The organism is Streptomyces sp. CA189, assembly GCF_056428985.1.
The window spans coordinates 97,199-111,446 of record NZ_JBWJVM010000012.1; the positions used below are offsets into that span (position 1 = coordinate 97,199).

At 72.8% G+C, this 14,248-nt stretch carries 14 protein-coding genes; 12 read left to right on the top strand and 2 right to left on the bottom strand.

Features of this window, described 5'->3' with window-relative positions:
- Positions 1–57: 57 nt before the first annotated feature.
- The 6 genes from AC061S_RS12755 (at position 58) to AC061S_RS12780 (ending at position 6,965) form a co-directional block, all read left to right on the top strand.
- Entirely contained in the window at positions 58–1,056 is a 999-nt protein-coding gene (locus tag AC061S_RS12755) for an ABC transporter permease (protein WP_478686021.1), read from the top strand.
- The gene (locus AC061S_RS12760) at positions 1,053–2,174 is read left to right on the top strand and encodes an ABC transporter ATP-binding protein (RefSeq protein ID WP_478686022.1); all 1,122 of its coding nucleotides are present in this window, start codon (positions 1,053–1,055) and stop codon (positions 2,172–2,174) included. Before AC061S_RS12755 ends, AC061S_RS12760 begins: the two co-directional genes overlap by 4 nt.
- 5 nt (positions 2,175–2,179) lie before the next feature.
- Complete coding sequence (locus tag AC061S_RS12765) at positions 2,180–3,289, top strand: ABC transporter ATP-binding protein (RefSeq protein ID WP_478686023.1); 1,110 nt, start codon at positions 2,180–2,182, stop codon at positions 3,287–3,289.
- 228 nt (positions 3,290–3,517) lie between these two features.
- The gene (locus AC061S_RS12770; protein WP_478686024.1) at positions 3,518–4,174 is read left to right on the top strand and encodes a trimeric intracellular cation channel family protein; all 657 of its coding nucleotides are present in this window, start codon (positions 3,518–3,520) and stop codon (positions 4,172–4,174) included.
- A gap of 82 nt (positions 4,175–4,256) precedes the next feature.
- Positions 4,257–5,126, top strand: coding sequence for a thioesterase family protein (locus AC061S_RS12775; RefSeq protein WP_478686025.1), 870 nt, complete (start codon positions 4,257–4,259; stop codon positions 5,124–5,126).
- Between the two features lie 675 nt (positions 5,127–5,801).
- Positions 5,802–6,965 carry a cysteine desulfurase family protein gene (locus tag AC061S_RS12780; RefSeq protein ID WP_478686026.1) on the top strand — a complete coding sequence of 388 codons (1,164 nt, stop codon included), beginning with the start codon at positions 5,802–5,804 and terminating at the stop codon, positions 6,963–6,965.
- 5 nt (positions 6,966–6,970) lie between these two features.
- On the opposite strand, the gene AC061S_RS12785 is transcribed toward AC061S_RS12780, so the two are convergent.
- Positions 6,971–7,684: an N-acetylmuramoyl-L-alanine amidase gene (locus tag AC061S_RS12785; RefSeq protein WP_478686027.1), complete on the bottom strand. Its 714-nt coding sequence runs from the start codon at positions 7,682–7,684 to the stop codon at positions 6,971–6,973.
- A 70-nt stretch (positions 7,685–7,754) separates the two neighbouring features.
- Between AC061S_RS12785 and mnmA the strand changes: the two genes are divergently transcribed.
- Entirely contained in the window at positions 7,755–8,891 is a 1,137-nt protein-coding gene (gene mnmA / locus AC061S_RS12790) for a tRNA 2-thiouridine(34) synthase MnmA (protein ID WP_478686028.1), read from the top strand.
- Between the two features lie 37 nt (positions 8,892–8,928).
- Here mnmA and AC061S_RS12795 read toward each other — a convergent pair whose 3' ends face one another.
- A complete protein-coding gene (locus AC061S_RS12795; protein WP_478686029.1) occupies positions 8,929–9,852 on the bottom strand; it encodes an NADP-dependent oxidoreductase in 924 nt (307 codons plus the stop codon).
- A gap of 103 nt (positions 9,853–9,955) precedes the next feature.
- On the opposite strand from AC061S_RS12795, the gene AC061S_RS12800 reads away from it, so the two are divergent.
- From AC061S_RS12800 to AC061S_RS12820, 5 genes are all read left to right on the top strand, one after another.
- On the top strand, positions 9,956–10,936 hold the full coding sequence (locus tag AC061S_RS12800; protein WP_478686030.1) for a GlxA family transcriptional regulator: 981 nt from the start codon (positions 9,956–9,958) through the stop codon (positions 10,934–10,936).
- The gene (locus AC061S_RS12805) at positions 10,936–11,952 is read left to right on the top strand and encodes an RNA-guided endonuclease InsQ/TnpB family protein (RefSeq protein ID WP_478686031.1); all 1,017 of its coding nucleotides are present in this window, start codon (positions 10,936–10,938) and stop codon (positions 11,950–11,952) included. The genes AC061S_RS12800 and AC061S_RS12805 overlap by 1 nt, the downstream gene beginning before the upstream one ends.
- Positions 11,953–11,990: 38 nt before the next feature.
- Positions 11,991–12,743 carry a hypothetical protein gene (locus AC061S_RS12810; protein WP_478686032.1) on the top strand — a complete coding sequence of 251 codons (753 nt, stop codon included), beginning with the start codon at positions 11,991–11,993 and terminating at the stop codon, positions 12,741–12,743.
- A 143-nt stretch (positions 12,744–12,886) separates the two neighbouring features.
- Positions 12,887–13,231 (top strand): DUF1330 domain-containing protein, encoded by a 345-nt coding sequence (locus tag AC061S_RS12815; protein WP_478686033.1) that lies wholly within the window; start codon positions 12,887–12,889, stop codon positions 13,229–13,231.
- Between the two features lie 157 nt (positions 13,232–13,388).
- A complete protein-coding gene (locus AC061S_RS12820) occupies positions 13,389–14,162 on the top strand; it encodes a hypothetical protein (RefSeq protein WP_478686034.1) in 774 nt (257 codons plus the stop codon).
- Positions 14,163–14,248: the final 86 nt, after the last annotated feature.

Sequence of the window (14,248 nt, forward strand, 5' to 3'; positions counted from 1 at the left end):
GGCTTGGGGGCGCTCTTCAGAAGAGGGCGCCCCCGGGCCGCAGCCAGGCCGAGCGCAGTGCTTGCATATCTCATCCGGCGGATCTTCGCCGTCATCGTCATGCTGTTGGTCATCTCCCTGGTGACCTTCGGAATCTTCTTCCTCTTCCCGAAGCTGGTCGGGACGGACCCTGCCCTGTACTTCGTCGGCAAGCAGTCCGACCCCGCCGCCATCGAGGGCATCCGGCAGAAGATGGGTCTCGACGACCCGATCCTCGTCCAGTTCGGCACGTTCGTCGTCGGGCTGGTGGCGGGTCGCACGTACGCCAACGGCTCCGACGTCACGCAATGCGCCGCGCCCTGCTTCGGCTACTCCTTCAAGACCGAGCAGGAGGTGTGGCCGCTGCTGACCGACTGGCTGCCCGTCACCCTCTCGCTCGCCGCCGGGGCCGTCGTGCTCTGGGTGCTCGGCGGTGTCGCCGCCGGCGTCATCTCCGCCCTCAAGCGCGGTACGGTCCTGGACCGTTCGGCGATGGGCCTCGCCCTCGCCGGCGTCTCCCTCCCGATCTACTTCACCGGCATGCTCGCCATCGCCCTCTTCTCCGACCAGCTCGGCTGGTTCGGTAGGCCGGAGAAGACCTTCGCCGAGGATCCGGCGACGTGGTTCAACGGCATGATCCTGCCGTGGGTCTCGCTCGCCTTCCTGTACGCGGCGATGTACGCGCGACTGACCCGCGCGACCATGCTGGAAGTGCTCAACGAGGACTACATCCGCACCGCGCGTGCCAAGGGGCTGACGGAACCCGTCGTCATCGGCAAGCACGCGATGCGCTCGACCATGACGCCGATCCTGACCGTCCTGGGTCTCGACCTGGGCGCACTGATGGGCGGCGCGGTCCTCACCGAGTACACCTTCTCGCTGCACGGCCTCGGCTACAGCGCCGTCCGCGCCATCAGCGAGCACGACCTGCCGGTCATTCTCGGCATCACCTTGATCTCCGCCTTCTTCGTCGTCGCGGCCAACCTCGTCGTCGACCTCTTGTACGCGGTGATCGACCCCCGAGTGAGGCTGTCATGACCGATTCGACGACGCCCGCCGTGACGGGCGCACTGAACGAGCCCGTCGCCTCCGGCGCGCCCGGCACCGCGTTCCTCGACGTACGCGACCTCAAGGTGCACTTCCCGACGGAAGACGGCCTGGTCAAGTCCGTGGACGGACTCTCCTTCACGCTGGAGAAGGGCAAGACCCTCGGCATCGTCGGCGAGTCCGGCTCCGGCAAGTCGGTGACCTCGCTGGGCATCATGGGCCTGCACCGGGTCGGCCAGTACGGCCGCCAGCGGGCCCGGATCTCCGGGGAGATCTGGCTCGACGGCAAGGAACTGCTGTCCAGCCCCGAGGACGAGGTCCGCAAGCTGCGCGGCCGGGAGATCGCGATGATCTTCCAGGACCCGCTGTCGGCGATGCACCCCTACTTCACCGTGGGCAAGCAGATCGCCGAGGCCTACCGGGTCCACAACAAGGTCGACAAGAAGACCGCCCGCAAGCGGGCCGTCGACCTCCTGGACCGGGTGGGCATCCCCGAGCCGCACAAGCGGGTCGACAGCTACCCGCACGAGTTCTCCGGCGGCATGCGCCAGCGCGCGATGATCGCGATGGCGCTGGTCAACAACCCCGAACTGCTCATCGCGGACGAGCCCACCACCGCCCTCGACGTCACCGTCCAGGCGCAGATCCTCGACCTGATCCGGGACCTGCAGAAGGAGTTCGGCTCCGCGGTCATCATGATCACGCACGACCTCGGCGTGGTCGCCGAGATGGCCGACGACCTCCTCGTGATGTACGGCGGCCGGTGCGTGGAGCGGGGCAGCGCGGAGAAGGTGTTCTACGAACCCCGGCACCCGTACACCTGGGGCCTGCTCGGCTCGATGCCGCGCATCGACCGGGAGCAGACCGAGCGCCTCATCCCGGTCAAGGGCTCGCCGCCCAGCCTGATCAACATCCCGAGCGGCTGCGCCTTCAACCCCCGGTGCCCGTACGCCGACCTGCCCAAGGACGACGTCACGCGGACCGTACGGCCCGAGCTGGCCCTGGTCGACCGCTCCGCGGAGGGCGCCGGCCGGCACTGGGCCGCCTGTCACCTCTCCCCGGAGCAGCGGGACCGGATCTGGACCGAAGAGATTGCGCCGAAGCTGTGACCGACATGACTGCGCCCAATAACAGCAAGAGCGAGACGGCCGTCGTCCCGGCCCAGGCGGTGGCCTCCCCGGAGCCGCTGCTCAGGGTGACCGGACTGGTCAAGCACTTCCCCATCTCCAAGGGGCTGCTGCGCCGCCAGGCCGGGGCCGTGAAGGCCGTCGACGGCATCGACTTCGAGGTCTACCCCGGTGAGACCCTCGGCATCGTCGGCGAGTCCGGCTGCGGCAAGTCGACCATGGGCCGGCTGATCACCCGGCTGCTCGAACCGACCGGCGGAAAGGTCGAGTTCGAGGGCAAGGACATCACGCACCTGAGCGTGTCCGGCATGCGCCCGATGCGCCGCGACGTGCAGATGATCTTCCAGGACCCCTACGGCTCGCTGAACCCGCGGCACACGGTGGGCACCATCGTCAGCGCCCCGTTCAAGCTCCAGGGCGTCGAGCCGGAGGGTGGCCTCAAGGCGGAGGTCCAGCGCCTCCTGTCCTTGGTGGGCCTCAACCCGGAGCACTACAACCGCTACCCGCACGAGTTCTCCGGCGGCCAGCGCCAGCGCATCGGCATCGCCCGCGCACTGGCCCTGAAGCCGAAGCTGGTCGTGGCCGACGAGCCGGTCTCGGCCCTCGACGTGTCCATCCAGGCCCAGGTGGTCAACCTGCTGGACGACCTCCAGGAGGAGCTCGGCCTCACGTACGTGATCATCGCGCACGACCTGTCGGTCATCCGGCACGTGTCGGACCGCATCGCGGTCATGTACCTCGGCAAGATCGTCGAGCTCGCGGACAACAAGTCCCTGTACACGGCGCCCATGCACCCGTACACCACGGCCCTGATGTCGGCCGTCCCGGTGCCGGACCCGCGCCGCCGCGGGGCGAAGAGCGGCCGCATCCTGCTCAAGGGGGACGTGCCCTCGCCGATCTCGCCGCCGAGCGGCTGCCGCTTCCACACCCGGTGCTGGAAGGCGACCCAGATCTGCGCCACGCAGGAGCCCCCGCTCATCGCGCTGAAGACCGGCCACCAGGTGGCCTGCCACCACCCGGAGAACGCCCCCGACCAGGCCCCGGGCGACCCGGCCCTGCCGGGCGCGGCGGAGGTCGTGGCGAAGCCGACGGACTGACGACCGACCCGGCGGGGCCGCGAACGGCTCCGCCGGGCAGAATCAGCCCCGCCGGCGTTTGAGGCGCGGGGTTCGGGGGCGGAGCCCCTGACGGCGCCGCCGCACCCGGCCACGGCCGGCAGCCCCACGGGGGTTGGTCCCGCCCTGGCAGGGCCTGCCGCCCCCTCGGAGCCGAGGCCGCGCCTCACCGGTTCCGGCCCGCCGACAGGCGACCGGCAGAATGAAGCCGTGATCCACGATCTCTTCCCGCCCGGAGTCCAGCACGCCCTGGACCTCGCGGGCATCTTCGTCTTCGCCACGGCCGGCTCCCTGCTCGCCGTGCGCAAGAACTTCGACGTCTTCGGCATCGTCGTCCTCGCGCTCGTCACCGCCCTCGGTGGCGGCCTGTTCCGCGACATCGTCATCGGCGCCACCCCGGCCGCCGCCTTCAACGATCTCGGGTTCTTCGTCACGCCGCTGATCGCCGCCGCGTTCGTCTTCTTCCTGCACCCCGAGGTCCAGCGGATCAACCGCGCCATCAACGTCTTCGACGCGGCCGGCCTCGGGCTGTTCTGCGTGACGGGCACGACCAAGGCGTACGAGTACGGCCTCGGCCTCACCGCGTCCGCCGCGCTCGGGCTGGCCACCGCCGTCGGCGGGGGCGTGCTGCGCGACGTCCTCGTCAACGAGGTGCCCTCGCTGCTGCGCGACCGCGAGATGTACGCCGTCCCGGCCGTCATCGGGGCCTCGATGGTGGCGCTGTTCATCAGCTTCGACAACCTGAACGGCATCACGACGGGCCTGGCGATCGTCACCACCTTCGTGCTGCGGCTGCTGGCCATCCGCTACCACTGGCGGGCACCGCTCGCGTGGAACCGCCGTTCGTCGGTGGCGGAGGAGCCGTAGGCCCGCGCCCGCCGAGCCGTCGTAGCGGTCGCCACACCCAGGAAAGCTACCGCTTAGTAGGGGTCGGGTGTACGGTCGTTCCATGTCACACGCAGCTGCCAAGGCGTCCATCGGCGACAGCGAGTTCGACCGCGACACCGCCGTCACCGCCCGTGCGGGCGAGCCCGGGGTGTACGACGCGGACCTCTCGGCCGGGTGGACGATCATCACCGCCGTCAACGGCGGCTACCTCCTGGCCCTCGTCGGCCGCGCCCTGTCGTCGGCCCTGCCGCACCCGGACCCCTTCACGGTCTCCGCGCACTACCTGACCTCGTCGGTTCCGGGCCCCGCCGTGATCCGCACCGAGGTCGTACGGGTCGGCCGCACGCTCTCCACCGGACAGGCCTCCCTGTTCCAGTTCGACGAGAGCGGCGCCGAGATCGAGCGGATCCGCGTCCTGGCCCGCTACGGGGACCTCGCGGCGCTCCCGGACTCCGTCCACACCACGGCCCTCCCGCCGGTCATCCCCGCCTACGAGGACTGCCTCGGCCCCGAGGCCGGCCCGGCCCCGATCCCCGGCAGCTCGGCGATCGTGGACCGGCTCCGGCTGTGCCTGGACCCGGCGACGGCCGGCTGGGCCGTCGGGCAGCCCTCGGGCAAGGGGGAGATGCGGTCCTGGTTCGAGCTCGCGGACGGCCGCGACGCGGACCCCCTGTCCCTGCTCCTGGCGGTGGACGCGCTCCCGCCGACCTCCTTCGACCTCGGCCTGCTCGGCTGGACCCCGACGGTGGAACTCACCACCCACGTCCGCCACCGGCCGGCGCCCGGTCCGCTCCGGGTGTCGATCACCACACGGAACCTGGCGGGCGGCTTCCTGGAGGAGGACGCGGAGGTCTGGGACTCGGCGGACCGGCTGGTGGCCCAGTCCCGCCAGCTGGCGAGCGCTCCGCGGGTGGCTGTTTCTCCTTCTTGACGCGCCGCCACCTTTTCGACGCGCCGCTCGCGCGGTGCGGCCCTGGCGGGCCACTCCTTCTTGATGCGCCGCTCGCGCGGTGCGGCCCTGGCGGGCCTCCCCGGCTTCGCGCCGCTGCGCCGGACTCCGTCCGGCGGTGGCTGGGCGGGGGTGCCGCCACCGTCGTCCCGGCGTGGGGTCCGGTGGGCGGGTGCGGGTGGGTTGGCCCTGCGGGGCTGTCCCCTACCCGCCGTTCGCCCGTTCCCCGGGCTCTGCCCGGACCCGGTCCTCAAACGCCGGACGGGCTGGAAAATCCAGCCTCGCCGGCGTTTGAGGCGCGGGGTCTGGGGCGGAGCCCCAGGGCCTCGGGCGCAGCCCGGGGCCTGACGGGTCAGGGCGGAGCCCTGGGAACGGTGGAAGGGCGGGTAGGGGACTTCGCCCGCGCAGCGGCGCATCGACGGGCCCAGCCCCGCGCACGGTGCCCCGGCGCGGGCCGGCCCCACGCGCGGTACCCGGCGCGGGCCATCCGGCGCGGGCCATCCGGCGCGGGCCGAGTGCACGGTGCCCCCGGGGCGGGCCGAGCGGGCCGGGCCCCGGTCCGAAGGGCAGGCCGCCGCGAGGCCGGGGGCTCCGTCAGCGGGCTGTAAGGCACCGGCGGGGGATCGGGGGCGTGGGGACTCGTAGAATCGGGGGATCATGGCCTACCTCGACCACGCCGCCACCACCCCGATGCTGCCGGAGGCCGCTGCGGCGATGACCGCGCAGTTCGCCGTGACGGGCAACGCATCCTCCCTGCACGCCGCCGGCCGCCGCGCCCGCCGCACCGTCGAGGAGGCCCGCGAGGCCCTCGCCGACGCGCTCGGGGCCCGTCCGAGCGAGGTGGTCTTCACCGCCGGCGGCACGGAGGCCGACAACCTCGCCGTCAAGGGGCTCTACTGGGCCCGCCGCGACGCCGATCCGGCCCGGACCCGCATCCTGGCCAGCCCCGTGGAGCACCACGCCGTCCTCGACGCCGTGCACTGGCTCGCCGAGCACGAGGGGGCGCAGGTCGAGTACCTGCCCGTGGACCGCTACGGGCGCGTGCACCCCGATGCCTTCCGCGAGGCGATCGAGCGCAACCCCGAGGACATCGCCCTCGCCACCGTCATGTGGGCCAACAACGAGATCGGCACCGTCATGCCGATCGCCGAACTGGCCGCCGTCGCGCGCGAGTCCGGCATCCCGCTGCACTCCGACGCGGTCCAGGCCGTCGGCCAGCTCGACGTCCGCTTCGGCGACAGCGGACTCGCCGCCATGACCGTGAGCGGCCACAAGGTCGGCGGACCCTACGGGATCGGCGCGCTGCTGCTCGGCCGCGACCAGAGCCCCGTACCCGTCCTGCACGGCGGAGGCCAGGAGCGGCACGTCCGCTCCGGCACCCTCGACGTCCCGGCCATCGCCGCCTTCGCGGTGGCCGCCGTACTCGCCGCCGAGCGGCGCGAACGGTTCGCCACCGAGATCGGCGGCCTGCGCGACCGGCTCGTCGCCGCCGTGCTCCGCGAGGTCCCCGACGCGGTCCTGGGCGGCGACCCGGACGGCCGGCTCCCCGCCAACGCCCACTTCAGCTTCCCCGGCTGCGAGGGGGACTCCCTGCTGCTCCTGCTCGACGCCCAGGGCATCGAGTGCTCCACCGGCTCCGCCTGCACGGCCGGCGTGGCCCAGCCCAGCCACGTACTGCTGGCCACCGGCACCGACCCGCGCCTGGCCCGGGGGACCCTGCGCTTCTCCCTCGGCCACACCTCCACGCAGGCCGACGTGGACGCCGTCGCCGCCGCCATCGGCCCGGCCGTGGCCCGCGCCCGTACGGCGGGGCTGAGCTAGGCCGCCTAGGCGCCCGCCGCGCCGGCCTCGTTGACCATGCGGAGGTAGCGGTCCCAGTCCCAGTGGCGGCCGGGGTCCGTGTGGTCGGCTCCCGGCACCTCCGAGTGGCCGAGGAAGTGCTTGCGGTCGGCGGGTATCCCGTACCGCCTGCAGATGTCGGCGGCGAGCCGCGCCGAAGCCCCGTACATCGCGTCCGTGAAGTCCTTCGGCCGGTCCACGAAGCCGACGTGCTCGATGCCGACGCTGCGCTCGTTCATGGAGCGGTTGCCCGAGTGGAAGGCGACGTCGAGCTCGCGCACCATCTGCTCGATGTGTCCGTCCTGGCCGACGATGTAGTGCGCCGAGGCCCGGTGGAACGGATTCTTGAAGGCGTCCACCGAGGACTTGAAGCCGCCCTGGGTGACATGGACCACGATCCGGTCCACCCGGTAGTCGGCGGGCCGGTCCGCCAGCCGCCAGTTCGCCGGGGAGGCCGCCGTCCAGGAGGCCCCCGCGTGGTCCAGCTCGCCGTCCTGCCTCGGCTTGGACACCCCCGGCATCAGCCACCAGGCCCGCCCGATCTCATCGCGCCCGGCGACCGCGGCGGCCGTCAGCACCCCGAGCCCGCCGAACAGCACCGCCCTGCGGGTCCGCCCGGGCCGTGCGCCCGAACCCTTGCCCGCGGCCGTGCCCGGACCGGCTTTGCCGCCCGTACCGCCCTTGCCGCTCTTGCTCGCCATGGTGATCCACCCCCTGCCACCGAGAACGCGCTGTGAGCCCGCGCGGTTCCCCCGTACCCTGGACGGTGCTATGACTGAGAACCTGCCGAGCAGCCCCCGTCCCCTCCGCGTCCTGGCCGCCATGTCCGGCGGAGTGGACTCCGCCGTCGCCGCCGCCCGCGCCGTCGCAGCCGGGCACGACGTGACCGGCGTCCACCTCGCCCTCTCCGCGAACCCGCAGTCCTTCCGGACCGGAGCCCGCGGCTGCTGCACGATCGAGGACTCCCGCGACGCCCGCCGCGCCGCCGACGTCATCGGCATCCCGTTCTACGTCTGGGACCTCGCCGAGCGCTTCCGCGAGGACGTCGTCGAGGACTTCATCGCCGAGTACGAGGCCGGGCGCACCCCGAACCCCTGCCTGCGCTGCAACGAGAAGATCAAGTTCGCCGCGCTGCTCGACAAGGCCCTCGCGCTCGGCTTCGACGCCGTCTGCACCGGGCACTACGCCACCGTCGTCCTGAACGAGGACGGCACGCGCGAGCTGCACCGGGCCTCCGACATGGCCAAGGACCAGTCGTACGTCCTCGGCGTGCTCGACGAGAAGCAGCTCGCCCACGCGCTCTTCCCGCTCGGCGACACCCTCACCACGAAGGAAGAGATCCGCGCCGAGGCCGAGGAGCGGGGCCTGGCCGTCGCGAAGAAGCCCGACAGCCACGACATCTGCTTCATCGCCGACGGGGACACCCAGGGCTTCCTGGCGAACCGCCTCGGCAAGGCCGAGGGCGACATCGTCGACGAGGCCACCGGCGAGAAGGTCGGCACCCACGAGGGCGCCTTCGGGTTCACCATCGGCCAGCGCAAGGGCCTGCGGATCGGCCACCCGGCCCCCGACGGCAAGCCGCGCTACGTCCTCGACATCTCCCCGGTGAACAACACCGTCACCGTCGGCCCCGTCGAGGCCCTCGACGTCACCGCCCTCACCGCGATCCGCCCCCGCTGGTGCGGCTCCACCGCCGCCGCCCCGGGCACGTACACCGCGCAGCTGCGCGCCCACGGCGGCGAGACAGAGGTCTTCGCGGAGCTGGTGGAGGACGAACTGCGCGTCCGCTTCACCGAGCCCGTCCGCGGCGTTGCCCCCGGCCAGGCGATCGTCCTCTACGACGGCACCCGCGTGGTCGGCTCCGCCACGATCTCGGCGACGACCCGGGCCACGGCGGCCTCCGTCTGAGCGGTCGGGCCGGCGTCGGGCCGGCATCAAGCCGGCGTCAGGCCACCGTCAGGACGATCTTGCCGGTGGTCCGGCCCTTCTCGCCGATCTCGTGGGCCTTCGCGGCCTCCGACAGGGGCAGGACCGTGTCGATCACCGGGCGGAGCTTGCCGTCTGCGACCAAGGCGGCGATCGCCTTCAGGCCCGCGTAGTCCGGCTCGACGAGCGTCCAGCCGGTGCGGAAGCCCTCCGCGTCGGCCGGCACGTCGTCCGGGCCGTTCAGCGTGATCAGGTGTCCGCCGGGCCGCAGCACCTTCAGGGAGCGCGCTCCGTAGTCGCCGCCGATGGCGTCGATCACGACGTCGACCTCGGACACCGCGTCCTCGAAGTCGGTGGTCCGGTAGTCGATCAGCTCGTCCGCCCCGAGCGAGCGGAGCACCTCGTGCTTGGCGGCGCTGGCGGTGCCGATCACGTACGCCCCGAGCGCCTTGGCGATCTGGACGGCGAAGTGTCCGACGCCCCCGGCCGCAGCGTGTACGAGCACCCGCTGCCCCGGCCGCACGCCGGCGGTGTCGGTCAGCGCCTGCCACGCGGTGAGCGCGGCCAGCGGCAGGGCCGCCGCCTGGACGTGGTCGAGCGTCTCGGGCTTGCGGGTGAAGTGCCGGGCCGTGGCCGTCACGTACTCGGCGTAGCCGCCCGCCTGGACAGGGAACCGCGGCATGCCGAAGACCTCGTCGCCCCGCTGGAACACCGTCACGCCCGGGCCGACGGCCTCGACCGTGCCGGACACGTCCCAGCCGACGGCCGGGACCGGCCCCCAAGGGATGAGGGCGCCTGAGGCCCGGGTCTTCCAGTCGACGGGGTTCACCCCGGCCGCGTGGACCCGTACCAGGATCTCGCCCATGCCCGGCTCCGGCCGGTCCAGCTCGGTCTCGGTCAGTACCTCGGGCCCGCCCCACTGGCTGACGACGATGGCGCGCATGTGTTTCTCCTCAGGTGTGTCCGGTGCTGCTGCCCGACCAGCTTCGGCTCCGGAGCGAGGCCGCGGTATTGGCCGTACGGCCACCCTGTGACAGGATCTGGCCATGCACCGGATCGCCGTACTCGCCCTCGAAGGCGTCCCTCCGTTCGAGCTCGGGATGCCGTCCCGGGTGTTCGGCAACGCCGTGGACGACTCCTGGAAGCCGCTCTATGAGGTGACCGTCTGCACCGTCGACGGGCAGCCCGTGACCAGCGACGCGGGCTTCACGGTCGGGGTCTCGGCGGGGCCCGAGGCCCTCGCGGCCGCCGATACGGTGATCATCCCGCCGACCAACGTCATGATGGCGCTGGAGCAGGGCGTACCCCTGCCCCGGCCGCTCGCCGACGCCCTCGCCGCGATCCGTCCCGGCACCCGGCTGGTGTCGATCTGCACCGGCACCTACGTGCTCGCCGCCGCCGGCCTGCTCGACGGCAGGCCCGCCACCACGCACTGGATCAAGGCGCCCGCCTTCCAGCGGGCCTTCCCGCGCGTCAAGCTCGACGAGGACGTGCTCTTCGTCGACGACGGGGACATCCTGACCTCCGCCGGGGTCGCCGCCGGCGTGGACCTCTGCCTCTACATGATCCGCCAGGACCACGGCACGGCCGTCGCCAACCGCGCCGCGCGGCTGTGCGTGGTCCCGCCGTGGCGCGACGGCGGCCAGGCCCAGTACATCGACCGGCCCGTCCCCGAACCCACCGTCGCCACCACCACCGCCACCCGGGCCTGGGCCCTGGAACGCCTCGCCGAACCGATCGCCCTGGCCGAACTGGCCGCCCACGCCCGGATGAGCCTGCGCACCTTCACCCGCCGCTTCCGCGACGAGGTCGGCATGACCCCGGTGCAGTGGCTCACCGGCCAACGCCTCGAAACGGCACGCCAGTTGCTGGAGTCCAGCGACCTCCCCGTCGACCTGGTCGCCCACCGCTCCGGCTTCGGCTCCGCGAACTCGCTGCGCCAGCACATGCGTTCCGCCCTCGGCATCTCCCCGATCGCCTACCGGCGCACCTTCCGGCCCAACTCCCCTGTAACTGCGCACCATTGATGCTCCGTCAGGACGTCTCTTCTTCTCAGGGGGAACCACGTGCGCAACCACCACGCCAGGGCGGGGGCGGCGACCTCGGTCGCGGCGGCCGCCGCCCTCGCGCTCGCGGCGGCGCTGACCACCCCGGCCGCCGCAGCGCCCGCGAACGGCTCCGCCGGGTCCGCTTCCGGTGGACCAAGGACCTGCCCGTCGGCAAGCACACCAACGGGGAGAACCGGATCACCGGGGCCCGGCTGGTCAAGGACGCGCTGGGCTGGCACATCGCCTTCCGCGTCCAGGCCCTGGAGGCCAAGCCCGACCGCCACCAGGGGCCTGACATCGGCATCGACGTGGGCGTCACCGTCCCCATCGCCCTCTCCGACGGCGAAACCTACGAGCACGGCCAATGGCTGACCGGCAAGGAGCAGGCGAAGCTCCTGCGTCTGGAGCAGCGCGCCGCCCAGCGCAAGGCACACCGCAAGCCCGGCGAGCACACCAGCCGCCGACTGCACCGCACCTACGACCAGATCGCAGGACTCCGCGCGAAAGCCAAGCGCCGGGCCCTGGACTGGCAGCACCAGACGACCACCGCCATCGCCCGCACCTACGGCACCGTCGTGGTCGAAGCACTCACCATCACGAACATGGTCAAATCCGCCAAGGGAACCATCGAGGAGCCGGGGAAGAACGTCGCCCAGAAGTCAGGGCTGAACCGCTCCATCAGCGGGGAGGCGTGGGGCCGCACGGTCACCATGCTGACGTACAAAACCGCCCGACACGGCGGCACCCTCGTAAGGGTCCCGGCCCCCGGCACCTCCCGGCGCTGTTCCGCCTGCGGCCGCACCACGCCCGGCAGCCGGGAGTCCCAGGCAGTGTTCGTGTGCAAGAACCCGGACTGCGGCTGGTCGGGCAACGCCGACCACAACGCGGCCCGCAACGTCTTGCACGTGTACCGGATGGGCCTCGCGCTCATCCCGGCTGCCGGAAGGGCAGTCGTCAGGCGCGCCAAGCGCGTCAAGCCCGCTACCGCAAGGTAAGCAGGAATCTCCCGGCCTCAGCCAGGAGAGCACTTCAAGTGTCCACCCTCGACGGTGCGATGTGGGACCTCCTCTTCACCCAGAGCTCCGGCCACGACGACAACGGCTTCCCGAGGGAGGAGGCGGCCTACGAGGCGGAGCCCGGGCGGACCTTCACGGGCGGCCGCACCTACCGCGAGCGGTTCAACGCCGCGGTCTTCGCGCCGCGCACCGACGCCGCGTACGGGGTGTTCCGCGACGGCGGCTCGATCGGGGGCTCCGTACCGCTGCTGGCGGACGGGGCGAACCACGCGGGCGGGTTCTTCGACGCCACCGGCTCCACCGTCCTGCGCCGCGACGGCGTCGAAGCGGGCCGCAGCGACACCCCGCTGGAGTCGAGCAGCCCCTTCCCGGTCCCGCCGGGCGAGGCCGCGTACGAGCTCACCACGACCACCCGGCTGAGCCCGGAGCTCTCCGCCACCTCCTCCGAGACCACGGCCACCTGGTGGTTCCGCTCGAAGGAGACGGCCGGACCGACCCCGCTCCCGGTCTCGGTGGTCCGCTTCGACGCCCGCCCGGCCCTGGACGGCACCCTCCCGGCGGGCCGCAGGGCGCACTTCCCGGTGACCGTCCAGGGCCCGGCGGCCACCGCCCGGGCCTCCCTCCGGGCGGAGGTCTCCTACGACGAGGGCCGCACCTGGCGCCCGCTGCGCGTCGGGGCGGCGGGGTCGACGTCCGCACCCCCGCGAAGGGCGGCACGGTCTCCCTGCGCGGCACCGTCACGGACCGCGCGGGCAACACGTCGCAGGTGACGGTCCTGCGCGCCTACCTGGCGGGCTGAGACCCCGCCCGCACACCCGCCCGCCGATGACCCCGGAGGTAATCGCTTCCGGGGCCCCCGGCGGGCAGGATCGGACCAACAAGCCGATCCCGCAGGGAAGAAGAGGAGGCCGAGATGACCGCCTACGCCATCGCCCACATACGCCCCGAGACCATGAACGAGGACATCCTCCGCTACATCGAGGAGATCCAGGCCACCATGGACCCCTTCGAGGGCCGCTTCCTCGTCCACGGCAAGGAGGTCGAGGTCCTGGAGGGCACCTGGCCCGGCACGGTCGTCATGATCGCCTTCCCGGACCTGGACCGGGCCCGCACCTGGTACGCCTCCGCCCCCTACCAGGCGCTGATCCCCCTGCGTGCCGACCACATCGCGGGCGACATCATCCTCGTCGACGGAGTCCCCGCGGACTACGACGCCTCGAAGACCGCGGCGAGCCTGCGCGAAGCCGCGGGCCTCTGACCATGGCGGAGCGCGCCACCTGCCTCATCGGCCGCCGCGCTACGAGGCCTCCTTCGGTGCGGTCGGCCTGGATCTCGACCTCCTCGCCGGGCCACGGGCGTTCGTTCCGTTCGCCGAGTCCCACGCCGAAGGCGTCGGCCCCTGGTACGACGACGAGATGTGCGAGGCCGGAGCCCTCGTAGACGTGGAGGACAAGGTCCTGCTGCTGTTCGCCTGGGAGGGCGTCTTCGCGTCCGTGCGCACCCGGGCGGCGGCGTTCGAACTGCTGAGGCTCGCCGGGCCGGGCCGGCGCGTGCGATGGCTCTACGACGGCCAGCGCGGCATGCGTGCGTACGTGGGCGCGGAGCCCTGCCGGCATCCGAGCCCGGTGACCGTCAGCCCGGCGCTGTACCCGGGCGATCCGGAGCTCGCCGAGCCCGACCCGTCGGTGCTGGTCGTCACGGTGGGTGGACGCTGCCACGTGCTGGCGATGATCGGCGACCACGCGGTGGACGAGGGCCCGGCCCTGCTGGAGCGGCCGGCGGGGGAGCCGACGCACGCGGGGTACTCGGGTGCCTGTGAGGGCGGGGTCCACGTGGACCCGCGGCTGCGGAGCGTGGGGTGGTGGCACACGACCCGGCAGCCGGGGCCGGCGGAGGTGGGCGAGCGGTGGCCGGGGTGGACCGTGGAGTTCTGGGAGGACCGCTGGGCGGAGCACACGCGGCGGGCTCCGGTGCTGGGCCTGCGGGAGCCTGACCGGGTGGCGACCCTGGCGGAGGTCCGTGACGCGGCGCTGGCCCGCTGGGCCGGGGCCCGCCGCGACATCCGCGCATCGGTCCGCGACGCCGCCCCCCGGGCCCTGATCGGCCGGGGCCTGGCCCCGCCGCTTCCGGCCGGCCATGCGGAAGAGGCCCGCGAGGTGATCACCCGAGCCCATGCCTCTGCCCTCTGACCCGGTCGGCCGGGCGGTCGGCCCGGTCAGAGGGACGTTCCTCCCAGCCCCGCCGGCGTTCGGGGCCGGTGTGGGTGGAGGGTGCG